Source organism: Sphingobacterium paramultivorum, assembly GCF_014109745.1.
Taxonomy (GTDB): domain Bacteria; phylum Bacteroidota; class Bacteroidia; order Sphingobacteriales; family Sphingobacteriaceae; genus Sphingobacterium; species Sphingobacterium paramultivorum.
This window is the reverse complement of sequence record NZ_CP058555.1, coordinates 89,589-113,382: the sequence shown is the minus strand read 5'-3', so window position 1 is coordinate 113,382 and position 23,794 is coordinate 89,589. Positions and strand designations below refer to the sequence as shown.

Below are 23,794 nucleotides of genomic sequence, written 5' to 3'. Positions count from 1 at the left end.
CCCCTAATTCAATGGATTTATAAAGTATTCCCAATTTGTCGAGTTCAGACTTTACCATCATTTTGCAACGACGGCTTACCATATTTTGAATGATTATTTTCCTGTCTGCATATCCATTGGGATTAAAGTCATCATATGTTAAACGAAGCTTGCTTATAATTTGTTTTTAAATAATTGTTTGCTACTCATTTGATTTACGATGCAAGGATCACGGAATTTTAAACGGTTTGAGACCAAATACGATATTAAGATTCACTTTCATAAACAAATCTCCGTATATAGTTTTCCAAGTCGATAAGATCAAAAGGTTTAGCTAAAAATCCATCGGCTCCACATTCCACTGAAATACTCCGTCCATCGATATGACCTGAAATCATAATTACGGGCAGCTTATCATGTTTAGATGAACTCCTGAGGTCTCGCAGTACTTGGTCTCCGTTACGTGCAGACATATGAATATCCAAAAAAAGAATATCAGCATCTATACTGTCCAACACGTCTATCAAAACTAAGCTATTCGCTACCGTTATAACTATCGTATCTTGATCCTCCAATACTATAGAAAATGCATTCAGTATTTCTATATCATCATCACACACCACAATTTTCTTCTTCATCTTGAGTTTTTTAAATTCTATTGATCAGAGATGCATTTTCAGAGATCATCATTTATAAAAAATGGATCTTACAGACGTAAGATCCATCCATTTTTTTTGTTTAGTAACTCTTATTTAGCTTTTGTATTGAGGTTGGTATCCGCTAAAGCAGTTAAATCAGAATCACATTTTTTTTCTTCTGAAAGGGTCTCACGCAAAAGCTGAATAGCCTCATTGTACTTCAAGACTTTAGCAAATGCCGCGAGGGTACCATATGTGGCAATTTCGTAATGCTCAATCTTTTGGGCAGCAGCGATAATACCTGCATCTCTAACGGTTCCTTCTTCGGTCTCCTCGATAATATGTTCACCTTCTTCGATCAACCCTGCCATTGCAGCACATCGCTCTGCTTTAGGCTTCAGCTCCAAAATCTCAAAACACTGTTCCAAACGTTTCACATGATCTTCGGTTTCGAAAAGGTGTTTGGAAATCGCTTTTTTTAATTTCTCCGCGGTAGCGTTTTTTTCCATTTTGGGCAATGCTTTTATCAAAGCTTTTTCCGCCCAATAAATATCTTTAAGCCCGTCTTCAAATAGCTCGGCCAAATCTTTTGCAGCATCGGATCCTGAACGCTTTTTCGTGTGGTCTGTGGATTGTTTCGTCATCGTTCCATTTCCAGTATTTTCACTTGCGTTACTTTTAGTTGTTGTTTCCATTTTTTAAAGTTTATTGCCCTAGAGCTTTTAAATTAGAACATCCATCGAACAGTGTTAGTTCTATTATCAGAGCTATCACCTGTATTTCACGTGTATATTCCGACGAAGACGTATAAAAACATTTTTTTGTATTGAAAATCAAGGTCTTTTTAACCGGAATAATAAGTATCTCCAATTGGGATCCACCCCTCTCTGATACAATTAGATTCTAAAAAACGATTAAATTTTGCTTATATTTAGACATAAAGTCCGCTAACACAAGATTCGAACAGAAAATCAAACATCTTATTCTCCAATTTGTAATTATATAGTCATTCCTTACAAAGTGATATATTTTAGTCGTTGATATTGACTTCGATTTCACCAACAGTAACAGATATGAAAGAAAATAATGATGCCATCTCCCATTTGCTCATGCGGATCGAAGATATTCCTGCAGTAAAGAATATATTGAACACCATATGTCTATATACAGGAATGGATCTAGGACTGGTAACCTCTCACAATGGCCATCAATGGATAGCCTGTGCTGTACGGGATTCGCTCGGAGTCGGAGTAACAGCGGGGCAGCAGCTCGAATTACATTATACCTTAGGAGATGAGGCACATGATAAACATGCTCCTATCATTATCCCCGATATCGACTACTGTGAAAATGAAGATTGGAAAAGAAAATTGCATGCAAAAGGTTTTAAAAGTTATATTGCATTCCCGATCGTTGACAATGATGGATTGTTCTTTGGAACCCTCTGCACGATAGATTATAAAGCCGTATCAATTGATAGAGAACGGATAGCACCACTATTTGAACTTCTAGCTGAACTGATCAGTTTTCATTTGGGTTCGATCGCCAAAATAAAAAATACCCAAGCCCTGTTAGGTGAAGAATTACAATACTCTGAACGCAGGGATACGCTATTATCCGTGTTGGGGCATGACCTAAAAAATCCATTGAGTGCTGTCATTACCTTATCGCAATATCTCGCCGACAAACTCGAGAATGCAAAACATAAACAAACGGCCAAGCTTATTTATGATTCGTCCTATAGAATGAAAGGTCTAATAGATAACATGCTTGATTTTGCCCGGAGTAAGCTCGGCACGGGAATACATCTGAACAAAAATCTGGTCGAATTAGATAAAGTGATCCTTCAGGCCCTTCGTGAGATCCAAACAAGTGCACCCCACAGAAAAGTACAGACAAATCTCGGAGCAAAACATCCAGTAACATGCGATCATGAGCGTATGGCACAGGTGTTTTCAAATCTCATAGGAAATTCATTCCGACATGGTTTGGCAGAAAATACAATCGTTATAAAGTCCTCTATTGAAAGTGACAGATTTATCTTCCAGATAGAAAATGATGGCCATCAGATAGCAGCGCCTATATTCAATAACCTATTTAAGCCCTTTGTTGGAAGAAAAAACCAGAAAGAAGGTGGACTGGGATTGGGCCTTTATATTTCCAAACAGATAATCACAGCTCACAGCGGTGATATCCATGTCAAATGCTTTGATGAAAAGGTGGTTTTTACCCTTTGGATACCAATATGATAGATGCTTTGATCATATTTTTATGGGATTTATGCTCGACAATTAAGCATCATAAAGATATAATATACAATACTCAAATTCAGTTTTGTTAAAGAAAAAAGCGAGCAAAAGCCTGGTCTAATAATCCAGCCTTTGTACCCGCTCCAAATTAATCTACCTTTGTGCAAGAGCAAACAATAAGCTATCTTTTCAATTGCCTATTTCTTTTTTTTACGGAAAACATTCTCCGTTAAGTCTTTCGAAACAGAATCTTTTTCTTTTTGATAAGAAGATTGCGTTTTCTCTTTTGTGCTTTTTTCCTTTTTAATGTCTTTACTCATGATGTATGGATTTTATAGTGCGTATTATCCTTTTCCCTTTTCAATGTTTATACTTGATCGGGAGGAATAAAAGTAAACTAAAACGTGTTCTCTCTTTGAGGTACACTAGCAGCTAGTTGTTGAACTAAAAATTTCCGGAAAATATATTGTGGAGAATTTAAAGATAAAACAAGTGTATTTATCATATTGGACCTACGAAATGGGGTTATATGAAATAGTAGATCATAGTATTAAATATACAAATAATAATTGACAATGAAGCAACTACTGTTCAAAAGAAACTAACTCATAGGTTCGTGCGTATGATCCTCCATTTTAAGTCTTGCCATTAGATAGCTTATGGTGGATTCTGCGCCTTGATTGATATTGATAGCATGCTCTTCCAGTCCATCAAAACAGCCTCCGGTAACAGGATTATAAACAATCTGTCTAATATGATTCCGTCCCAAAAACCAGTCGAATACTATTCGGATGGTCTTCTTATATTGCTCATCTTTTGTAAACTTATAGAATCTATCTAGTGCAATAATAGTATAAGCAACATCAATGGGCTGCTCTCCGCCCCTGGGATCAGTTCTCAGCTGGCCACGATGTGCCCAGCCTTTGTTGGAAATCACATGAATCTCTTCGTCGACAATAATCCTGCTCAATAAGAAATCAAAGGATTGATAGGCGATATCTCTATATCTGTTGTCCCTAGTTGTCTCATAGGCGATCAACATGGCTTCTGGAATAACACTATTGCCATAAGTCATATAAGATTCATACCATTGCCAATCTGAAGAGCTCTCATGTTCAAACATAGCTGCTAGACGATCTGCCAGGACTTCTATGATAGCCTTATAATTTTTGCCCTTCATAAAACTTAGGCCCTTAATGGTAAAGGCCATCGATCTTGTCGAATAGTAAACTAATGCATGCTTGGATGCCCGCTCCAAAAGCTCTATTGCAAGTTTTACTATCCTTTCAGGCAAAAGATTAGCCATGCCCACCACTTCACCCAAAGCCCAGACAGCTCGGCCGTTGGCATCTTCAAGATTCTCCTGTTTATTTTGTATTGTAAAATTGCCGCTCCTGTCTACATAATTCAGAAATGTACCATCTTCTTGCATACAATAACCTATAAAATCCAGGTATTTCTGGATCAGAGCAATGGTTTCATATGATTCATATATTTTATAGTGATGTAACATCGCTATAAGTGCTCTTGCATTGTCATCCAACGCATAACCGCTTGCAAGGTCGGGCGTAGAGATATCCGCAAATTGAACAAATCCACGTTCTTCAGACATCCGAAAAATATGATCCAGGTTGACGGGGGGAACTGAGTATATCATTTCCCTCTTTTTATCTATAAGTAACTCAAAAAGATAAACATGAGCTATAGCAACGTTCTGCCAGGAGGTTTTAACCATCTTTTGAAGATTCACACGATGAATCTTGCCTAATTTAAGTTCATCATCCAAAATTTGATTGACTGCAGCCGCAAGCTGGTCAGAAGCTTCAAAATCAATTATGGTCCCCATATCTTCCTTTAAAACCTCTTTTACGTGAGGGATTGGTGTCGACACAATGGGACAGCCAGAGCTCAGCGCATAAGAAAATGTTCCACTAACCGCCTGTAAAGGGTCTTTTGACGTAAAAAGATACACATCGGTGATCGACAGATAGGACAATAAATTTTCTGTTGAGAGAAATTCATTAACAAAACGGACATGATCTGAAATGTTATATCGGTCTATTATTGTCTCAAGTTTGTTTCTATACGTCTCTCCCTCATATCGTAAAAGATTGGGGTGTGTCATCCCCAAAATAAGGAACATTACATTTGGATTTTGTTCGATAATAGCGGGTAGCGCATAAAGTGTAGTCTCTATACTCTTACTGGGTCCAAGTAAACCAAATGTACTGAGGATTTTTTTGTCCACGAGACTGTATCGCTCAAGAATGGCGTGTTTATCCGTCGCTGGAGCTAAATGCGTGCCATGCGCTATTACGGTTATTTTACTGGTAGGAATTTTGTAAGTACTCGTAAGGATATCGGCGGATCCCTGTGTCATCACGATGATTTGCGAACAATTATAAGCAATGGCATATACATGTTCGAGCAGCATGCGGTCTGGTGCTGGCAACACCGTATGGAAAGTCACGACAATAGCAAGCTGTGCTGAATTAAGATCCTTGAGAAAAGTTATGAACTCAGTTTCTTGACCAACGAAAAGGCCAAACTCATGTTCGATACAGATCAATTTAATATCCTGATCAAACAGAATGTTTTCAAGAATGGTATCGAAAGAGAGCGGGTTTGTTATATCCAGTTTCCCTAGTGGACCATCTTCCTGAGACGTATTGTCATCTACTATCGGTATAGGAATTAGTCGATAAGACACTTCAAATTTACTCGCGATAGCCTTCATTAGATCTGTTGTGTAAGTTGCAATACCGCAGGCGCGTGGAGGATAAGTGGATAGGAACGCTATTCCTCTTTTTGTTGCTGAAATCATTGTTGGATTTTTAAGTGAAGTCCTTGCATACGATCTTCTTGTATCTTTGACAAGGTGCTGCACGTAGGGAGGTTTATAAATATACAAAAATAAATTGAAAGAAAATTTTTATTATGAGGGTAACAAGAGTAATATATATCCGATAATTTAACGCTGCCAAAATTTAACAAGCAGGAAACAGTTTGCTGGAGCTGTTCGCCTAACTATTTTTTTAATAAATCGGCAGTCCTTACGATCGATGATAAGTTGATTATAACATCCAACAATGAAGACATCTTATTTACAGGTTATAGAACTTTGAAGTCTATCATTCACCTGATGCCTTTAAGGCTTTTATCTTTTCTACCAGCAACTTTAATACTGGTTTCATCGCGATTAAATTAAAACTCCAGATATCATCCGTGATGAAAACGTAATGTCCCTCAAAACTGTAGATATAATCGCCCCCTTCCAGTCCAATTAACCAAGCTTCTTTCTTAAGGTCAGGGTAAGTTCTCAAAACCTTCCAGCAATATTCTTTAATTTCCGCCTCGTCCTGAAAATCATCGAGCAAGCGTAAAATACTGCGCTTTTCGCTCAGCCCATATAGGGATAACATTTCATCGATCTCATTCATAAAAGTATGTAATCCAAGAGCAATTTACATGCAATTTACTATATACCAATAAAATATCCATATATTTATTATTGAAGCCTATGGTTTTTTATTAGAAATTCACCTTACTCAACTTACGATGAAGAGCTATCAATTTCGTTTTAATAACCGCAGCAAAACCTCGGCCATTCTTGTTTGGTTTTTTACGGTTTTATTGGCTATTACACTGACAACCACCCTTTTTCTTGTACGCCCTGCACATGATCTCTCGAGCTGGCTGTTACTGATATTATTTCCGTTCCTCCTAATAGCTATTTATAAGCTATTTAAAACGGCCTCCGAACGACAATCGACAGAAATAGTAACGCTGAATAAGGACGGATTTACAAGTGCCTGTTTTGGTTCGGTTTTATTTTCCAACATAAGTGCAATCAACATTCCTGCCCGTGAAATATCGTTGTTGGGCGGAGAAAACTATGATTACTACAAAAAAAACGACGTAGATACCCCTAACATCGTGATTTCGATTACGACCGACAGGGGCGATATATTTTGTTGGAGCTTAAATGAGTGGGGTGGCTTTTATAACTCAAAAGAGGACTTTTCTGTTTGTTTTGACTTTCTGACTGCCTTAACCGATCAACTGGTTCAATGTTGTCAATCAGACGAGTCGCCTAAAAGTTATTTAAAAATTCTCGATGAAAATGGAATATGGAAAAGAAGCAATGGTTATTGAGTTAGTAAAAACTATAAATTGCCTTTAGAATGCGATCTTCAAAATAATGAGCCTTAGCAGCATCCGACTTTCGCTGTATGGAAACCAAAAAGCCTTTTTCATCATAACTCATTCCCAGTTCACTTACTTTTCGTCCGTTCCAACTATCTTCCATTAGTTTCAGGTTTCGGTTTTGGTCGTAGACATACTTTTCGGTTTTGGGATCAAGGGAAGAAGGTGCATCAGTGAGCTCTACCAAAAGTCCGTCTTTGAATTGATACAATTCAGATGGTGTTTTCTCGACAGCACAGTCATTATGTAGAAACAACACTACCGGATGCCCTTTCAAATAGTAATACGTCTTTTTTTGATAACACGTATCTGGACTGCCGCTATTTTTACTAAAATTGAAATATTCGGTACGTTCTTCTGCCTCGAATTCGTTTTCGGTATAGTAACGATATTGCATGGAAGAAAAATCATTATTCGCTGTCATTTTCTTCCAAAGGCTTTCGTCTGGTAAGGCGCCCTCTAAAATCATGTTGTCTACTCTGGGAAATTGCTTTCCCTGCCAATCATTGTTTTGTGGCCTATTTGGCATCTGAGCATTCAATGTGAAGGTCCGGATGATATCAATTTTATTATTCTTATTGTATTGGAAGCTACTCACTTTTACGATGCCATTGGAATAATCTATCCTTGCTTTTTTATCGATGAGTCGGTTTAAATTATAATAATATCTGGTATAAAAAGCGGTATCAGTTTTTTCGTTATTATATCTTATGCTCGTCATACTTACCACCATGCCGTCGGGGTTAAAATTGTAAATATATTTTATCCCAATCTTCTCTTCACTCTGCAGTAGAATGCTTTTTACTTTATTGCTTTTCATAAAAGCAGGATTGAATAAAAAAACAGTTTTTGTAAAATAATCATCGTCCTCCAAGGGGGTGACCTTATAGAATGGTAGTACCTGAGCCTTTCCTACAGTCACAATACAAAAAAACAAAATAAGGGTTAAGAAGTAGCTAAGATTATGTTTCGTGTATATCATACTTTTAATGAAAGAAGAATTTTGGTTCCAGTGGACTGTTGAAATCGAATAGTTAAGTCCAATTTTCCTTACTTAAGAACTCGATGCTGATATTTAAATGTACTTAAAAACTCTTTGCTCTTTAAAAAAAGTTCTAAAAATAAGCTATAAAAACCTCTTTAAATTCGAAAATTCAAGTTATCAAGGTAGAGTCCTCATTTAATGTAACAACATATATATTGTTACATTAGAAGGTCTTGGCCTTCTTTGAAGTTAAACAACGCTTTACCATAAACGTAATTTTAATTTCAGATAAATCGACTTCATCAATGATTTCAAAACCTCTTTTTTTATAGATGTTTACATTCAAAGGATTTGCAGTTTCGAGATAAACATCTCTTCCTGAATTTTCGGCATCTGCTAAAACTGGATCCAATAAGGCTTTAGCCAAACCCTTCCCCTGCTCCGATGGCATTACACCAATACATGCCAAGTATAAATATGGATTTTGATTAGAGATATGAGCATCCTTTAGCTTTAAAAGCTTAAGTGATCGCCAAACTGTTGGAAGTCCCATATTAAATAAGAATTTTAAATTTCTGAAAATTACTGCTAACGATAACCGCTCTTTCTTTTCAGATTGCCAAAGTGCTGCAGCATCTCCAGTCGGCCCGATAAATACCTCACCTTTAGCCAATGTCTCTTCAACTAGATAATCAGCCAAAAAATAAATCTTTTTTTCAAAGTTTTTCTGACCGATCATCCACCTAAAACAAGGATCGTTTACAAATGAACTACAAATAATATCTACCAAACGGTTAGAATCTTTTTTATCGGCTTTCTTATTTTTCATAATTACAAAAAACAGAAATTAAAGTCCCAATAAACATGACAATTGTCAATAAAATTGGAAGACAAAAAATAGAATTAAACCGCTAATATTTTAAATCTTACTGCGAATCCGGCTTAATGTTTCGACCTTCACTCCAATATAGGATGCAATATAACGGGTACTCACTGTAGCGATCAATTGTGGGTAATGGTCCATCAAAAATTGATACCGCTCTAGGGCAGTTGTATGCTGGATAAATCTCAGACGTTCGTCTAAAAGAAGAGCATAAGCAATAATCAGCTGCCTCTCCAACTCCAATAGAAGATTATTTTCTTTTTTTAACTTATCAAAATCAGAAACAGAAATACGATAAACCTTTACTGGGCCAAGTGCTTTGATATAATCGGTACTTGCTACCTTGAATACGGCTGTTCTAAAGTCTGCAACGATATCCCCAGGGAAAGTGAAACTCGTAACAACCTCTTCACCATCCCTTATATAATAGTTCACTAAAATCCCCGATTCCACCACATAATAATACAGGTTTCGTTGTCCAGGGGAAAGCAGCAGTGAGTTCTTGGGGAATTCGACCAATTCAACAAAATCAGCCATCTGATCGTCAATAGCGGCCTTTAGATCTTTCAATACGGAGGTTGCGAAATTTTTGTAGAGCATCATCTAAAATTATGAAATAAACTAACACCATAACTCAACCTTCTCCATCTTCGATTTTCTCCTTAGAGCAATCCAAATTCTGGAAGAGGAGAAAAGTTTAAAAGTCAAAAGACATTAAAAGGCAATTAAGTTCTCTTTCATAGATCTAATTTACTTAATAAATCTATAAAATGGCGAAGAAGAATAAATGGCCCCTTCATCGCAGTAATCCTGTACTTTAATTTGTATATTGGGCCTTGAGAAAAATCTCAAAAAATGGACAATACCTATTCGTAACTTGGGCATTATCCACCATAATGTTATTGATCTAGCTTCAATTTTTATAATCTGCCATATATGTGAGATGAAAGTCGTCCAATTCAGCTAAATGATAGTGTGTAGGTGTACTAATAGTTCTCGATGAGTATGAACGTATGTAAGTGAGTTTAGATGGCGGGGATTACTGAATATTACTTTTTTCCAATACTACTTTTATTCAAAATTTCAAAAATGAAAAAAACGTTTATTTTACCTGTTCTTGCTATCGGATTTTTAATTTGGTTTTTGGCAACGTTAGCTTTTCGGTTTGCGGGACAATTCTTTTTTATTACCGATTCACCAGTCGTACTTACTAGTTTATATGCAGCAGTAATCCCTATATTGATTTTGATTACAGTCTTAACTTTTAAAAAATTTAGACTTTCAGGTTTTGAAAATATAGTCGCTGGCGTGCTATTGGTATTGCCAGGAATGATTCTCGATACATTCGCTATTCAATTTTTTGAACAGATCTTTCCCAATATGCCGTCAAGCCGAGCTGCAACATTTGGTTCTTGGCTCATGTGGGCTTATAGCGTTGTATTATTTACGTCAGTCGTTACGGGGCTGCGACAAAACAGGATGCTTGGCGGGGACTGAAGAACGGACCTGCGCTATGGTAATAAATACCGTTTAGCGCCCTCTCTTCAGAATGCCTATTTCAATATGTTTTATAGTTATATCGTGTTCCCAACAGCGTACACTGCCAAAGGTTAATAGAATATTACCTGAGCTTATTGATTTTTTAAATAAGCCCCATCTCTATAATCGCATCCAATTCATCACATCCCATGACCAATAGATAACGCAAACTATTAGGAACATAACCAAAGAATTTTTTGAACGCTGCAGTAAAATGGCTTGCGTGCTTATAACCAAGTTTATTTCCAATAACGCTGATCGTTAATCTGTGATCTTTTAATAGATGTTGTGCTCGCTGCATTTTACACTTCAACACAAAATTGAATATCGTTATTCCATAATAGCTTTTAAAGTGCTGTTTAAGATATTGAACATTGGTCCCAACTTCTTTTGCAAGTTTATGTATGGTATAGGTCTCATGAAGGTTTGTTTCGATAAGCAATTTCACCTGGCTAATTTTCTCAATATCTGATTCGCGTAGTTCCAGTTTATTGGATGGAATACCGGGCTGCACAGCATCCATTAGGGTTGAGAGAATAAACAGTGATTTGGACTTATAAAATGCAGGTAATAACAAACTGCTTCCATTCATTCGTATTAGATCCTTAGCTTTTACATACGTTATAAGCGACGTCTCCTCTGAAATTTTCTCCGCATTTAGTATTGCATCATTTATCGCAGCTATATGCTGCTCGGAAATATCCATTTGCTTAAGATAAGAGTCTCGATATAGCAGTATGAGACAGCGCGAATTTCTATGTTTGGATGTGATGCTGACTGTATTCGCATGCAATCGCAGCAACATACTACTGCCCTCTTTCAAAACAATTCTCTTCGGCCCAGTTGACAAGCTGCAGCCCTCTTCAATAGCTATAATAACAAGATAGCTCTTATCTTCCGGGACAAAGTTATGGTCTGTGTACGGATAGACCATCCTTACTTTATAATCCGGATGATCGTATTTAAATGCTTTTTTTTCTGCTTGAAGTAACTCCATCGAATAGAAATTTCCAATAGTATAAGTCTTATTTCCGATTGCGTTATTCGGTAAATTATCTTAGCAAGTACCTTCGTAAGATATTTATTTAGACTTAATATAATCAAAGGTATTGAAATCATACTACTTATTCAATTAAACATTAAAAAATGTTAAAAAGCTACTTGTTAATCCTATTTCTATTCTTCACCTCGCAGTTTTATGAAGAGGTGGCCGCACAGACTAATTTTACCATAGAGGGGCGTATCCTGGATTTAAAAACCGAAGAGCCTATTAGTGGCGTTTCAATCCGTGTGAAAGAAAGTATCAAATCAAGTTCTGTGATGACAGGTTCACAGGGCAGTTTTCGTATCCGCCTTCATCAGGGACAGACATTGGTGATCTCACATCTCAATTATATGCCACAGGAAATTCAGGTTCGTAGTGGACAATCCAATCTTGTCATCCGACTAGCTGAAGACCCACACATGTTATCCGAAGTAAACGTAACTGGTGCATTGGGGATAAAAAGGCAAGCACGAGAACTCGGTACTTCGGCACAATCTGTGGACAATCAAGAATTGAATCTTGGTAAGGTCGTAAATCCTCTTTTGGCGTTATCGAGTAAAGTTGCCGGACTAAGGATCAATGCAACAGACTTAACAACAGGAAAAACTGACCCGGGGATTCAAATTAGGTTAAGAGGAACACGTTCTTTAAACCGGTCAAAAAATGATCCCATATATGTTGTGGATGGTGTACCATTGCCCGATATTACCCGAATAAATCCCAATGATATCCAAGACATTACTGTACTGAAGGGAGCTAATGCTGCTGCGTTATATGGATCTGAAGGTGTCAATGGTGCAATTATGATCACGACAAAATCGGGTCGGGCAGAAAGAGGGCAGATCAACTATAGTAATAGTACGCTGTTTTCCAAGGTTTTCCTGCTACCCCCTGCTCAACAGCGTTTTGGTCAAGGACAAAATGGTGTGTACAGTCCTGTAGCAAATGAATCTTGGGGTGATCGTTTTAATGGTGAGGTCCGAGATTTTGGGTTACCCATCAATGGTGTACAACCAACGAAGGTATATAGTGCTCCGGATAAAGATAACCGATTGGATTTTTTCGATACGGGCGTAACAGTACAAAACGATCTCTCATTCTCTTCTGGCGATGACAAGGGATCTTATTACGTTTCTTTGCAGGATGTTCGTATCAAAGGTGTGATTCCTGGCGACAAATCAAGTCGTACTGGAGTACGATTTAATGGGTCGCGTCGATTTAACAAGTTGAATTCCTCTTTCAATACAAATTACGTTTTTTTCAAGAACAATACGACAAGTGATGGCCCATGGTTATCTGTTTATACACAACCCGCCAATATCGACTATAAAGATGCACGAAACTGGCAGGATCCAAGTTCTCCAAATCATCCTTTAAACTGGTATAATCCAGTTGCCGGGACTAGAAATCCCATTTTCATGGCCGACAATAACAGAAATACGTCTGATCAGCATACATTAAATTCAAAACTGGAGTTTAATTATGAATTTACAGATTGGTTAGATGCGACTTTCCGTACTGGCCTATATTTCCAATCAGAACCTGGTCGTGTGACGAACAGAAAATTGGTTTCTAATATAGCAACAAGAAATATAAATGGGAGCGTAAATGATACACATAGAGTCTTTACCCGTTTCAACAATGATTTGATCCTGAATTTTCATAAGAACTTTGGTGATTTCTCTACCAAGTTTTTGGTCGGACAAAATGTTCGAATGGATGATACGAAATCTATCAATATCAGTGCTACAAATCTATTATTTGAAGATATATTCAATCAGGGCTCTCGCACTGGCGAATTGGTCGGTGGTTCAACAATTACAAAATACCGTTCGCTCGCGACTTACGGAGAATTTACGGCTGGATATAAAAACTATCTTTTTCTAACGTTTACAGGGAGAAATGATCAGGTTTCGGTGCTTGATCCAGGAAACAACAGCTATTTTTCTCCAGGTGTAAGTTCCTCTTTTGTATTTACAGATGCGATCGCGAGCCTGCAGAAGAGCAGGGTATTGAGCTACGGTCGTATTTTTACTTCTTTTAATAAGACAGGAAACGTAACCTTAGATCCTTATCGTCTGAACCTGAGTTATAGCCAAACCGCGGGTTTTCCATTTGGTAGTTTGGTCGGATTTACTCCTTCCCTATCTGAGCCAAACCGATCGATAAAACCCGAATTTGTTAAATCATTTGAGGTAGGTACCCAGCTCGGATTTTTTAACGACCGTTTGCGGACGGATATTGTTTATGCTTATTCCGACTCGGATGGACAAATATTTGATGCTGGTATCTCGCGTGCAACGGGCTTCAATTCAACGATCGTAAATGCTGGACAGATCATCAATAAGACCTATGAAATCATGATCAATGGAACTGCAATTAAAAGCAAAGATTTGAATTTACAGTTTGGCCTTAATTTCAGTTATACCGACACAAAAGCCAAAAATCTATATGCAGGCGACGAGTTTAACATCTTTCGACAAGCTTACGCTATCAAAGGCCTACAATATCCAACACTTCGCATGACTGACTTTTTAAGAGAAGACGGGAAAATCGTTTTGGATCCAAACGGGAATGTAATCCCTTCGGAAGAAGAAAAGGTAATGGGAACGATGGTACCGCCCTATCTTTTTGGATTTAATACCAAATTCAACTATAAATCCTTTACAATGGGTTTTCAGATTGATGCGAGACTGGGAAGTTGGATGTATTCGGAGGTAATCCCGAGGATGTTTGCTGCCGGAACACATCCGGAAACTGCTAAATACGATAGACAGCCTTTTATTATGCCTAATTCTATGGTACGCCTGGCCGACGGATCAATTGTCGAAAATAATGAGGTATATTCTAAGGGAGATAAAGCGTGGTGGACAGCATACGGAAATATACAATCTGTCACCGCCGCTAAAGGAGATTACCTAAAGCTTAGGGAACTCTATATCGGGTATGATTTGCCGCAATCGTGGCTATCCCAGCAACGGATGATCAAAAAAGCAAGCATTGGTTTTGTGGGAAACAACCTTTTCATCGTCAGGCATTCTTCCAATACAATCGGCGACCCAGAGGCACTTTATAATCAAACAGATGGCTACAACAGCTTCAGACAGATTCCGACATCAAGATCAATGGGTTTTAATGTCAACATTACTTTTTAATACTACGGAGATGAAATACACTATCATAAAATCAGCCTTATTTGCAATTACTTTACTTACAGCGAGCTCCTGTAAAGACTTTCTTGATGTAAATGATAATCCGAATGCGCCAATAAAGGAAAATTTAAGCCTAAATGCCAAGCTTCCTGCTGCCTTGGTCGTATCTGCCGTAAATGAATCTGTTCAACTGAATCAGATCGGTGGTTTGTGGGGAGGTTATTGGGGAACTTCAAATGAAGGAGTGAGTGCTTTTACGGCATTAAAGACCTATAATGGTCCTGCGATAAGGGATACAAGAGACGGCATACCTGTCTGGGAATCCAATTATAACAACCTACTGTATTACAAAGAAATTTTGGATCAGGCCAATGTCGAAGATGCAAGATTTTATGCGGGGATCTGTAAAATCATGATGGCTCACCATTTCTTTACACTTGTTGACTTTTACAATAATGTTCCCTTCAGTGATGCTTTAAACGGCTCTGTTAACCTGCATCCGAAATATGAATCAGGAAAAGATGTTTATGCCAAGTCCGTTGATCTAATTACCGAAGGTATTGCAGATATCAAGGTTGCCTCTCTGTTGCCTACAACAGACGACGTTCTTTTCAAAGGAGATAAAAGCAAATGGACCAAATTTGGCAACACACTCAAATTAAGAGCCTTGCTAAAACAATCGGAAGTTTCTAGTCAAGAATCCTATATTAAACAGGAAATATCCAAAATTATCGAAGAAGGTTCAGGATTTCTTTCCGAGAATGCAGCTGTCAATCCGGGTTATCTCAACACTGCAGCAAAGATGAATCCTTTTTACGAGACCTTCTATCGGAACAATGCAGGTGTGGCAATAGCAAATTATGCCAACATCAGACCAACACAATTTTTGATCAACACTTACAAAGCCTATAACGACCCGCGCTTACAACAAAACTATACGCAGGTCAGCGGGGAGTTTAAAGGTGTCCTTTTTGGAAATAATACCATAGTTGAGGAGTTTGCAGCGTTTAATACTTCAGCCTTAAAGGGTCCGCTGGAGAATGGTAATCAGCCCGCTGGGATTATAAAATCATTTAGCCAGTCAACCATTCTCATTTCCTTAGCGGAAACTGCTTTTTTAGAAGCAGAGGCCATCGAGCGGAAATGGATTAGTGGCAACGCGAGTGAATCCTACCAAAAGGGAATTCAAGCCTCATTTAATTATCTGTTCAACCAAAATAATTACAATGCGCAATCCTACATAAACCAGAAAAGTGTCATTTATACGGAAGCGAGTAACAAAATTCAACAGATCATAACCCAGAAATGGCTTGCATTGCACAACATCAACAATATCCAGGCATGGAACGATTATAGACGTCTGGGTTATCCTGCAATACCAAATTCACTGTCATCGCCAAGTTCAGGAGCGTATCCATTGCGCTTTATGTATCCGGAGACAGAAATCAATACCAACAACGCCAACGTGCAAGCACAAGGAGAAAATGGAGTCCTGCTGGCAAGGGTATGGTGGGATACAAAATAGTATTGTTTATCAATATAGAAATTTAGATTAGAGAGCTAATGTTATCAATTGTGGGTAGCATTATTTGTCAGACGGGGTCCATTGAATGGGCCCCGTTCTTTTTATGACAAATTGCACTTTCACCTCCTAGACTTCCAAAATAACCGTCAAGATTTCTCCATATCTAATGCTCATTTTTTTACAATTACATTTAGTGAATCAGGTAGTTATAATACCCCTACAAGTTATAATGAGACAGGTCGACCTGCTTTTGCGATGGATAGCAATTTAACTTTTATTTTGGCCTTGGATCTTGGCTGGTGACGCCAGAAAATAAATTTGTCCGCTCCGCTAATGTCGGCACATTTTTCCGGGGGCACATTCAATACACATTATTGGGTCGATCCACAGGAAAATATGATCGGTCTTATTTTCACACAGGAATATATGGTTAACTCTTCTTTATTGATTGGATTCATGCGACTTACTTTGAAATTTTTTAAAAAAGTAAAGAACCCACAAAAACTGAGTGTATCCGTACACCGCATCTTCAACCGGAATCGTAAGTACCCTGATCCCCATAAATTCCATGGGATTGTAATTGACTATCGGAGACTCCAACCCTGTTCCGGTGAGTATACCATTGACAGGTAAAAAGCCCAACATAAGCAAGGTGAAGACTACAGAGGCCTGCGTAATCCATTGTATCCGAAATGCAAAGTGAAACAGCATTAATGTCACGATGGTCACAGTAGCGGTAACAACTGTATAGATTCTGTCAGTATATCGAAGTGCCACCACAGCACATATAATGACACTCACAAAGACAACAATATTATTAAAGGCGGATAGCGATTGTAATCTAAAAAATTTATCAATGCAGAAATAGGTGAAAATACAAGAAAAAGGGATGAAGATAAAGAATAACCATTCTTCCAATGGTAATCCTGCTATAACCAGGCCTAGGGTGTATCTTGTGTCAAACCACCATACTCCCTTACTGGTAAACCAGACATCCCAAGCTATAAAAAATACAGCAACAAGAGCTGCTGCCTTTAGAAATGGGACAAACTCACGATCGAATCGAAGCCGCTTGTCGAAAGATGCGACAAAACAGATTATGACCGTAAAAAATAAGATAAGCGAGTAAGTATATGGCATCATATTTTTTCATTGTTAGTATACATTTTAAAGTATTTCATCGGAACATATAAAAAGCCAAAACATTCGCCCTCCTCTTTACCTAAATGTTTATGATGTTGTTTATGGGCACGACGAAGCGCCAAAAAGTAACGGTTATTTGCTTTACTCAACCATTTGAAGCGTTGATGGATAAATATATCATGCACAAAGAAATACGCCATACCATAGAGCATAATCCCTAATCCGACGTAAAACAGATAATTGTAATCCCTTAACGAACCGAAATACATCAATGCGATGGTGGGAAGAGCAAAAATGATAAAAAAGTAATCATTCTTTTCCAAAAAACCCGAATTGCTATGATCGTGGTGATCGCGATGTAATATCCAGAGAAAGCCGTGCATAATGTACTTATGGATAAGCCAGGTTGCGCCCTCCATAGCGATAAAAGTGATCAATACTGTAATAAAATTCATAGCTCTATATTATAAGTAAGCAGCTTTGTAACGCAGATAACTTTTGAAAGCAACATAGGCTTTTTGTACATTTGGTATCCTAACTCTGCTTTCCAAAATTTCCTTTGAGGATTTTTTTCGAATCTTTGCAAACAGTGAAAGGTAATACTTGTAAGCTAGATAGACGCCAAATTTTGCCGATGCAGGCAATTTTTTAATTCCCAAAAGCGCTTCCTTAAATTCGCTGTGTATCTCATCCTCAATCTGGCTTTTGAGTGCATTATCGAAGACTGCCATATCCAGATTCGGAAAATAGGTGCGACCAAGAACATGGTAGTCGTCTTTAAGATCCCGCAAGAAGTTTATTTTCTGGAATGCAGAGCCCAGTTTCATGGCGTAAGGTTTTAACTCCTCATAGCGCTGTCTATTACCTTCCGTAAAAACCTGTAAACACATCAATCCAACCACTTCCGCCGAACCATAAATATATTCTTTATAGCGTTCAGAATTATAGTCGACTTTATTCAGGTCCATTTCCATGCTATGTAGAAATTGGCGGATTAGCTCGATGTCAATAGCATATTTATGTACCGTCTCCTGAAAAGATTGTAATATCGGATTTAATGAGATACCTTCCTCTAGCGCACAGTTTGTCTCGAGGTATAACCGCGCCAACAGTCGCTGCTTATCATAACCATGAAAACTGTCCACGATTTCATCAGCCAGTCTTACATAGCCATAAATCGCATAAATACTAGCCCTAATGCTGGGTTTGAGTGCCAATATACCGAGCGAGAAACTTGTACTATACTTTTCAGTTGTTTTTTTGCTTACTTCATAAGCGAGTTCATCAAATAGCTTTTTCATGGTCTTATGTTTTACGATATAATTCAATGGCTTCTTTGGCAACAATTTTCCCTGATAAAATGGATGGAGGCACACCGGGACCAGGAACCGTTAGCTGACCTGAATAAAAAAGATTATGGACTTTCTTATTTCTGATCTTGGGTTTCCATACCGCTGTCTGTTTCAATGTATTTGCAAGTCCATAAGCATTTCCAGCGTAAGCATTATAATCGCTGATAAAGTCGCTTACACAGTAACTTCTCTTGTATGCAATCTGTTCATATAGGTTTTTTGTACCGGTATGCTTTTCCAAACGCTTTAACATCTTAATTAGGTATTTTTCACGTGTTTCATCATCGTCCGAGATAGCGGTCGCCAAGGGCATTAATAAGAAGAGATTCTCACTGTCTGCAGGAGCAACATGAGGATCCGTTTTGGATGGACAACATACATAGAACAACGGATTTTCAGGCCACTTTTTTTCACCATAGATACAGTCAATATGATCATCCAACGGATGCTCAAAGAAAAGTGTGTGGTGTGTTAGATTTGGAATGGACGATTTCATCCCTAGGTAATAGATCAAACTTGAGGGGGCAAAGGTCCTGCTCTTCCAATAATCATCATCGTAGTTTCTCAACTCCTTGGCAAGTAGTGTTTCGATATGGTGATAATCGGCCGATGCAACCACGAGATCAAATGGATGATTCACACCATTAACAACTAATGAAGTGATCTTATTCTTTTCAATCTTGAACCCATCAACATTATGATCAAAATGAAAAGTGACTCCTTGTCTCTCCGCTACTTGTTGCATCGCCAGTACTAACTGAAAAAAGCCTCCTTTCGGATAATGAGTTCCAAGTGCGTAACCGCCGTAGTTCATCAGGCTATATAATGCCGGAATATCCTTGGGTGAAGCGCCCAAAAATATAACCGGAAATTCCATCAATGTCCGCAATCTTTGGTCCTTAAAATATTTGGCAACATAGGATCGAAAATTGGAAAGCAAATCTAGCTTCAAAGCGCTAAGTGCAATTTTTGGAGAAAGGAATTCACTCCAATTGTGACAGGGCTTATTGACAAAATCACGCATGCCGACTTCATACTTAAATTTTGCAGCCTCCATAAATCGATCCAATTGCGTACCCGCCCCAGATTCGATCTGTTCAAATAATTGTTTTAACTCCTGATAGGATTCAGGTACTCGAATCTGTCCGGAGTTAAATATCATTTCAAATTGTGGATTGAGTGATACAAGCTCAAAAAAATCAGCTGTACTGCATCCAAAATCCGAAAAAAAGGACTCAATAATATCAGGCATCCAGTACCAGCTTGGTCCCATATCAAATTTAAACCCTTCTGTTGTACTAAACTGCCTCGCTCTTCCACCGGGCTGCGTATGTTTCTCAAAAACATGCACATCGTATCCTGCCTGCGCAAGATAGGCCGCCGCTGAAAGACCCGAAAAACCTGCACCAATAACTGCTACCTTCTTTTTCATTTCTGTTTTTTTAGCTGAACTTGAGTAATACCCCCAATAGATTTACTGACACTGCAATATGGTAATGTACACATTGTAGTGCTTTTGTTATTTCTATCCCACTACGGTATGGACTATAACTTCACTTGCTCCAGCAATTTTTCTGGTGAAATATTTCTATCATAGATTAATTGATGAAATTTGCTCAATTTATCCAATAAACTTATCAGTGTTATTTTTTCGCTATAGGTCAAATCACCTGAAACAATCTGCGTAGCATGACGTATTTTCCCCATTTGTCGATCCAATGCCGATAAGCCATCTTCCGTGATATAAAGCACCTTACTTCTCCGGTCCAGTTTTGAATCTTGTTGACCGATCCATCTTTGTTTGATCAAACGGTTTATAATAGCCATGCCGGCCGGCTTTTCATGAATATTCCTTCTGATCAACTCCATTTTTGTCATCTCACCAAAGGATCGTAGGGTAATAAGGTATATAAACTCTTCTTGTGTGGAAAAATCAGATTCCCAAATAGCAGCCTTTGAATAACTTTTTGCAAACCTATTCATATGCACTATTAATGTGCTGATTACACTCTCTGGACTACGCCCATTTTCCTTACCGTCCCAATTAGGCTCGACTAGAACATCGGTTTCCTTTGTTACTATCCAACGTTTAAATCCATCAGCGTCAGTGCTGTAGATTCCATCTACGTTTTCCTGTTCAAATTCTTCAACTAATACAATGATTTCTTTTAAAAGCTGATATTTCATACACTTTATTTAGAACATAAATATACTATATTTGTTTTAATTATTTTAAAAAAGAATATTTTTAGAATAAAAATAAACCAAAAGAAATCTCTATTTGAGTGGTAATTTTGACAAACTGCATCCCATATCGGGCTGTGCTTTGAGAATAAGAAGACCTAGGTGGCATAATCATGTTTATTATAAATCGTGCAACATTTTTTCTATGAGTTCGACTAACCTATAGTCATTAACTACAAACAATTGTCATCAGGCTTTAATACAAGCAACTTAAATATATGAATATCTTAAAAAAAATTGCCCTAGTTCTCCCAAATCTCTTGTTTTTTGCTATCTCTCATGCTTCATGTAACACGACTAAGATTTCTCTTATTGATTCAACCTTTATTCTTACGGGCAAAGTAATCGATTCTATTACCACAGATCCCGTTCATTTAGTTTCAATATACCTGATGGATCATCAAAGTAGCAGCACCCCTGTCAAAACAGTGGTGACAAATGAAAGCGGAGACTTCCAATTAACCTATAGTCAGCGCTCATTTTACCTAAAAATCAACCACCTTGGCTTTCAGCCTCAGATAAAAAGAATCGAGACGCCGAGCGGGAGCAATATAGATATCGGTACTATAAGGCTTCATAAGATTGACAATAAACTTGAGGAGGTTGCGGTTTCTTCCAAGAGACCTACCTTGGAGCTAATTACCGGTGGGTATAGATTTAATGCGGAAAACAATATATTAGGCAATAGTACAAATATAGCAGAACTGCTCAAGCAGGTACCGGGATTAACCGTTGATGAAATGGAAGGCAAATTACAATTGCTCGGAAAGGGGGCTACTGTATTGATAAATGGTCGAAAAGTCAATTTGGGTGGTCAGGATTTATTGAACTACCTGAAATCTCTACCGAGCAACGAGGTCTTGTCTGTTAATGTGCTTACCAGTCCAGGCGCAGCATATGATTCCGCAGGAGACGGAGGTGTGTTAGATATCAGACTTAAGAAAAATTCCAATCTGGGCTTCTTTGGGTCGGCAAGTACAAGTGTTTCTACCCTTTGGGGAACGGACCAATCGCTTAATTTAAATCTAAAAAAAAGTAAGTTTGAAATTTCATTGGGTTATAATTTTTCATATGGTGAAAACTTGCATAAACGAAACGATCTTATAAAAAACTATTTCTTACCTGATTCTAGTTATCTCTATAGACAAGAACAGGTTAGTGAAAGATCCCAAAGGACACATTCCATGAAAATCAATACACTTTATAATATTGATTCAACAAGTACGCTCTCTTTTAATTATTGGTACGCCAGCTTTTATGGTAAATTTCCAAATGAACGAGACGCCACGATCTATAATCGGAAAGATGAATTTCAAAGGCAGCTTAAACAGCGGGACTTCATGTTTTTAGACAATAATTTCCATATCGTCGATTTGATCTACGACAAAGATTTTAAAAAGAAAAACAAGCTTTCGATCGGCATGAATTACGCTAAATACTCGAATGAGAATAACACTTCATTCTGGAGAAAGGCATATGATTTTTCTAACACGGAAATAAATTCCTCAGAAAATGATAGCAGAAATTTTATTATTAAGAGACCATATGAAATCTGGACCTTCAATACAGATTACAAAACTAACATTGGAAGGAGTATAGATCTAAAATTTGGTGTAAAATATGCCCGTGCAAATACAGAAAGCTTCTTTAAGAATCTGACCACAGATGGAAATATCGTCGGAGGAGAAGCAAATATTGAAGATAAGGTTCAATATAACGAAAATATACTTGCTGCTTATTCTTCTCTGAGTGGTAAATATAAACACTTCTCCTTCGATGTAGGCTTGCGACTAGAATCATTCGATTATAAATTACGATCCCTTTCAACTGACGAACAGATTAAAAACAACTATCTTAATCTATTTCCCAACTTTAATGTACGATATGATTTCGAGGACCTTAAAAACAGTATTACTTTATCGGGGAACAGAAGAATCGAACGACCAGGTTATAACATGCTCAATCCATTTGCGGTGACCAATAATCCCATCTATTTTACCAACGGCAACACACAGTTGAAGCCATATTTTGCAAATAGACTAGATTTGCAATATTCACATAAGTGGAATAGCAACCACTCACTGATCTTTTCTTTATATGGAAACTCCTCGAAGAATATGTTTACCTATATCTCAAGATATAATGAGGAGGTTGGAAGCCCGGAGTTTAACTATTATAATGATTATAATCTAAACCAAATTGGAGGTTATGTCATGTCGCAAAACAAATTTGGAAGCAGCGTGAATGTCAGTACATATTTATCGGCCCAACGACCGACTTTCAGATCGAATAAGACAGAAGATATTTTGTTACCTGGGATTGTCAACTTTAGTGGGTCGATCAACACCTTTATTAATATTCTGCCAAAGACTACTGTTCAAATATTCGGCTTTTATGCTTCGAAAAGAAATAGTTTTCAAATGCAATATGGGGCAACAGGATACATCACGACGGGTTTACAACAAAAAGTGCTTCGGGACAAGCTAAACATATCCCTGACGATTGAGGATATTTTCAACTTACAAAAAGCACCTATTTCCATTTTAGGCAATGTGATTAGCATTGAAACAGTGAATAAATTGAAGTCACGCTATGCAAAATTGAGTTTCAGTTACAATTTCGGAAAGACCTTCTCCGCAAAACAGACCAAAAAGCTGGAAAAAGATTCGAGGATAGATTAATCCATCAATACTTTAATCGTCAAAGATGATTCGTGGAAGCATAGCGCTGGATATAATTAAGCTTAGAAAATAGCTTAAATACAGATAGACCTCAAAATACTGCGAATTTAAAACGAATCCATACGAATTGAAATTCGCATGAAAATCTGAAAAGCGTTGTTTTAACTTAGTCC

Annotated in this window: 20 protein-coding genes; 6 read left to right on the top strand and 14 right to left on the bottom strand. The window is 37.7% G+C overall.

Going from position 1 to position 23,794, the window contains the following annotated elements:
- Window positions 1-245: 245 nt before the first annotated feature.
- Both HS960_RS00490 and HS960_RS00485 read right to left on the bottom strand, forming a co-directional pair.
- Complete coding sequence (locus HS960_RS00490; protein ID WP_075993718.1) at window positions 246-617, bottom strand: response regulator; 372 nt, start codon at window positions 615-617, stop codon at window positions 246-248.
- A 110-nt stretch (window positions 618-727) separates the two neighbouring features.
- A complete protein-coding gene (locus HS960_RS00485) occupies window positions 728-1,312 on the bottom strand; it encodes a YciE/YciF ferroxidase family protein (RefSeq protein WP_153846429.1) in 585 nt (194 codons plus the stop codon).
- Window positions 1,313-1,690: 378 nt separating this feature from the next.
- Between HS960_RS00485 and HS960_RS00480 the strand changes: the two genes are divergently transcribed.
- Window positions 1,691-2,866, top strand: a complete 1,176-nt coding sequence (locus HS960_RS00480) for a GAF domain-containing sensor histidine kinase (protein WP_182330971.1) — start codon at window positions 1,691-1,693, stop codon at window positions 2,864-2,866.
- Window positions 2,867-3,063: 197 nt separating this feature from the next.
- On the opposite strand, the gene HS960_RS26970 is transcribed toward HS960_RS00480, so the two are convergent.
- The 3 genes from HS960_RS26970 to HS960_RS00470 form a co-directional block, all read right to left on the bottom strand.
- Complete coding sequence (locus tag HS960_RS26970; protein WP_257787001.1) at window positions 3,064-3,186, bottom strand: hypothetical protein; 123 nt, start codon at window positions 3,184-3,186, stop codon at window positions 3,064-3,066.
- Between the two features lie 281 nt (window positions 3,187-3,467).
- Window positions 3,468-5,690 carry a glycosyltransferase gene (locus tag HS960_RS00475; RefSeq protein ID WP_182330970.1) on the bottom strand — a complete coding sequence of 741 codons (2,223 nt, stop codon included), beginning with the start codon at window positions 5,688-5,690 and terminating at the stop codon, window positions 3,468-3,470.
- A gap of 307 nt (window positions 5,691-5,997) precedes the next feature.
- Window positions 5,998-6,306, bottom strand: coding sequence for a hypothetical protein (locus tag HS960_RS00470; protein WP_075993720.1), 309 nt, complete (start codon window positions 6,304-6,306; stop codon window positions 5,998-6,000).
- A 118-nt stretch (window positions 6,307-6,424) separates the two neighbouring features.
- Between HS960_RS00470 and HS960_RS00465 the strand changes: the two genes are divergently transcribed.
- Window positions 6,425-7,021, top strand: coding sequence for a hypothetical protein (locus tag HS960_RS00465; protein WP_159728165.1), 597 nt, complete (start codon window positions 6,425-6,427; stop codon window positions 7,019-7,021).
- Between the two features lies 1 nt (window position 7,022).
- Here HS960_RS00465 and HS960_RS00460 read toward each other — a convergent pair whose 3' ends face one another.
- The 3 genes from HS960_RS00460 to HS960_RS00450 form a co-directional block, all read right to left on the bottom strand.
- Entirely contained in the window at window positions 7,023-7,892 is an 870-nt protein-coding gene (locus HS960_RS00460) for a hypothetical protein (protein ID WP_182330969.1), read from the bottom strand.
- Between the two features lie 388 nt (window positions 7,893-8,280).
- The gene (locus HS960_RS00455) at window positions 8,281-8,886 is read right to left on the bottom strand and encodes a GNAT family N-acetyltransferase (protein ID WP_182330968.1); all 606 of its coding nucleotides are present in this window, start codon (window positions 8,884-8,886) and stop codon (window positions 8,281-8,283) included.
- Window positions 8,887-8,976: 90 nt separating this feature from the next.
- A complete protein-coding gene (locus HS960_RS00450) occupies window positions 8,977-9,543 on the bottom strand; it encodes a Crp/Fnr family transcriptional regulator (protein ID WP_182330967.1) in 567 nt (188 codons plus the stop codon).
- Between the two features lie 486 nt (window positions 9,544-10,029).
- Here HS960_RS00450 and HS960_RS00445 point away from each other — a divergent pair, with 486 nt between their 5' ends.
- The gene (locus HS960_RS00445) at window positions 10,030-10,437 is read left to right on the top strand and encodes a DUF5367 domain-containing protein (protein WP_182330966.1); all 408 of its coding nucleotides are present in this window, start codon (window positions 10,030-10,032) and stop codon (window positions 10,435-10,437) included.
- 145 nt (window positions 10,438-10,582) lie between these two features.
- On the opposite strand, the gene HS960_RS00440 is transcribed toward HS960_RS00445, so the two are convergent.
- The gene (locus HS960_RS00440; protein ID WP_182330965.1) at window positions 10,583-11,476 is read right to left on the bottom strand and encodes a helix-turn-helix domain-containing protein; all 894 of its coding nucleotides are present in this window, start codon (window positions 11,474-11,476) and stop codon (window positions 10,583-10,585) included.
- 149 nt (window positions 11,477-11,625) lie between these two features.
- Here HS960_RS00440 and HS960_RS00435 point away from each other — a divergent pair, with 149 nt between their 5' ends.
- Together HS960_RS00435 and HS960_RS00430 are read left to right on the top strand one after the other, a co-directional pair.
- Window positions 11,626-14,679, top strand: coding sequence for a SusC/RagA family TonB-linked outer membrane protein (locus HS960_RS00435; protein WP_182330964.1), 3,054 nt, complete (start codon window positions 11,626-11,628; stop codon window positions 14,677-14,679).
- A 10-nt stretch (window positions 14,680-14,689) separates the two neighbouring features.
- The gene (locus HS960_RS00430; protein ID WP_182330963.1) at window positions 14,690-16,201 is read left to right on the top strand and encodes a SusD/RagB family nutrient-binding outer membrane lipoprotein; all 1,512 of its coding nucleotides are present in this window, start codon (window positions 14,690-14,692) and stop codon (window positions 16,199-16,201) included.
- A 441-nt stretch (window positions 16,202-16,642) separates the two neighbouring features.
- Here the strand turns inward: HS960_RS00430 and HS960_RS00425 are convergent, their stop codons facing one another.
- From HS960_RS00425 to HS960_RS00405, 5 genes are all read right to left on the bottom strand, one after another.
- A complete protein-coding gene (locus HS960_RS00425; RefSeq protein ID WP_182330962.1) occupies window positions 16,643-17,344 on the bottom strand; it encodes a lycopene cyclase domain-containing protein in 702 nt (233 codons plus the stop codon).
- Window positions 17,341-17,799, bottom strand: coding sequence for a sterol desaturase family protein (locus tag HS960_RS00420; RefSeq protein ID WP_182330961.1), 459 nt, complete (start codon window positions 17,797-17,799; stop codon window positions 17,341-17,343). The genes HS960_RS00425 and HS960_RS00420 overlap by 4 nt, the downstream gene beginning before the upstream one ends.
- A gap of 9 nt (window positions 17,800-17,808) precedes the next feature.
- Window positions 17,809-18,645 (bottom strand): phytoene/squalene synthase family protein, encoded by an 837-nt coding sequence (locus HS960_RS00415; protein WP_182330960.1) that lies wholly within the window; start codon window positions 18,643-18,645, stop codon window positions 17,809-17,811.
- A 4-nt stretch (window positions 18,646-18,649) separates the two neighbouring features.
- A complete protein-coding gene (locus tag HS960_RS00410) occupies window positions 18,650-20,128 on the bottom strand; it encodes a phytoene desaturase family protein (protein ID WP_182330959.1) in 1,479 nt (492 codons plus the stop codon).
- A gap of 113 nt (window positions 20,129-20,241) precedes the next feature.
- Window positions 20,242-20,883, bottom strand: a complete 642-nt coding sequence (locus HS960_RS00405) for a MarR family winged helix-turn-helix transcriptional regulator (protein ID WP_182330958.1) — start codon at window positions 20,881-20,883, stop codon at window positions 20,242-20,244.
- A 275-nt stretch (window positions 20,884-21,158) separates the two neighbouring features.
- Between HS960_RS00405 and HS960_RS00400 the strand changes: the two genes are divergently transcribed.
- The gene (locus HS960_RS00400; protein ID WP_182330957.1) at window positions 21,159-23,621 is read left to right on the top strand and encodes an outer membrane beta-barrel protein; all 2,463 of its coding nucleotides are present in this window, start codon (window positions 21,159-21,161) and stop codon (window positions 23,619-23,621) included.
- Window positions 23,622-23,794: the final 173 nt, after the last annotated feature.

What these genes read in the sequence shown, in the direction of transcription:
- HS960_RS00465 (WP_159728165.1), top strand. Translation starts at nt 6,425, where the DNA reads ATGAAGAGCTATCAATTTCGTTTTAATAACCGCAGCAAAACCTCGGCC.
- HS960_RS00405 (WP_182330958.1), bottom strand. Translation starts at nt 20,883, where the DNA reads ATGAAATATCAGCTTTTAAAAGAAATCATTGTATTAGTTGAAGAATTT.
- HS960_RS00485 (WP_153846429.1), bottom strand. Translation starts at nt 1,312, where the DNA reads ATGGAAACAACAACTAAAAGTAACGCAAGTGAAAATACTGGAAATGGA.
- HS960_RS00435 (WP_182330964.1), top strand. Translation starts at nt 11,626, where the DNA reads ATGTTAAAAAGCTACTTGTTAATCCTATTTCTATTCTTCACCTCGCAG.
- HS960_RS00445 (WP_182330966.1), top strand. Translation starts at nt 10,030, where the DNA reads ATGAAAAAAACGTTTATTTTACCTGTTCTTGCTATCGGATTTTTAATT.
- HS960_RS00400 (WP_182330957.1), top strand. Translation starts at nt 21,159, where the DNA reads ATGAATATCTTAAAAAAAATTGCCCTAGTTCTCCCAAATCTCTTGTTT.
- HS960_RS00440 (WP_182330965.1), bottom strand. Translation starts at nt 11,476, where the DNA reads ATGGAGTTACTTCAAGCAGAAAAAAAAGCATTTAAATACGATCATCCG.
- HS960_RS00470 (WP_075993720.1), bottom strand. Translation starts at nt 6,306, where the DNA reads ATGAATGAGATCGATGAAATGTTATCCCTATATGGGCTGAGCGAAAAG.
- HS960_RS00450 (WP_182330967.1), bottom strand. Translation starts at nt 9,543, where the DNA reads ATGATGCTCTACAAAAATTTCGCAACCTCCGTATTGAAAGATCTAAAG.
- HS960_RS00415 (WP_182330960.1), bottom strand. Translation starts at nt 18,645, where the DNA reads ATGAAAAAGCTATTTGATGAACTCGCTTATGAAGTAAGCAAAAAAACA.
- HS960_RS00460 (WP_182330969.1), bottom strand. Translation starts at nt 7,892, where the DNA reads ATGAAAAGCAATAAAGTAAAAAGCATTCTACTGCAGAGTGAAGAGAAG.
- HS960_RS00430 (WP_182330963.1), top strand. Translation starts at nt 14,690, where the DNA reads ATGAAATACACTATCATAAAATCAGCCTTATTTGCAATTACTTTACTT.
- HS960_RS00425 (WP_182330962.1), bottom strand. Translation starts at nt 17,344, where the DNA reads ATGATGCCATATACTTACTCGCTTATCTTATTTTTTACGGTCATAATC.
- HS960_RS00410 (WP_182330959.1), bottom strand. Translation starts at nt 20,128, where the DNA reads ATGAAAAAGAAGGTAGCAGTTATTGGTGCAGGTTTTTCGGGTCTTTCA.
- HS960_RS00475 (WP_182330970.1), bottom strand. Translation starts at nt 5,690, where the DNA reads ATGATTTCAGCAACAAAAAGAGGAATAGCGTTCCTATCCACTTATCCT.
- HS960_RS00420 (WP_182330961.1), bottom strand. Translation starts at nt 17,799, where the DNA reads ATGAATTTTATTACAGTATTGATCACTTTTATCGCTATGGAGGGCGCA.
- HS960_RS00490 (WP_075993718.1), bottom strand. Translation starts at nt 617, where the DNA reads ATGAAGAAGAAAATTGTGGTGTGTGATGATGATATAGAAATACTGAAT.
- HS960_RS26970 (WP_257787001.1), bottom strand. Translation starts at nt 3,186, where the DNA reads ATGAGTAAAGACATTAAAAAGGAAAAAAGCACAAAAGAGAAAACGCAA.
- HS960_RS00455 (WP_182330968.1), bottom strand. Translation starts at nt 8,886, where the DNA reads ATGAAAAATAAGAAAGCCGATAAAAAAGATTCTAACCGTTTGGTAGAT.
- HS960_RS00480 (WP_182330971.1), top strand. Translation starts at nt 1,691, where the DNA reads ATGAAAGAAAATAATGATGCCATCTCCCATTTGCTCATGCGGATCGAA.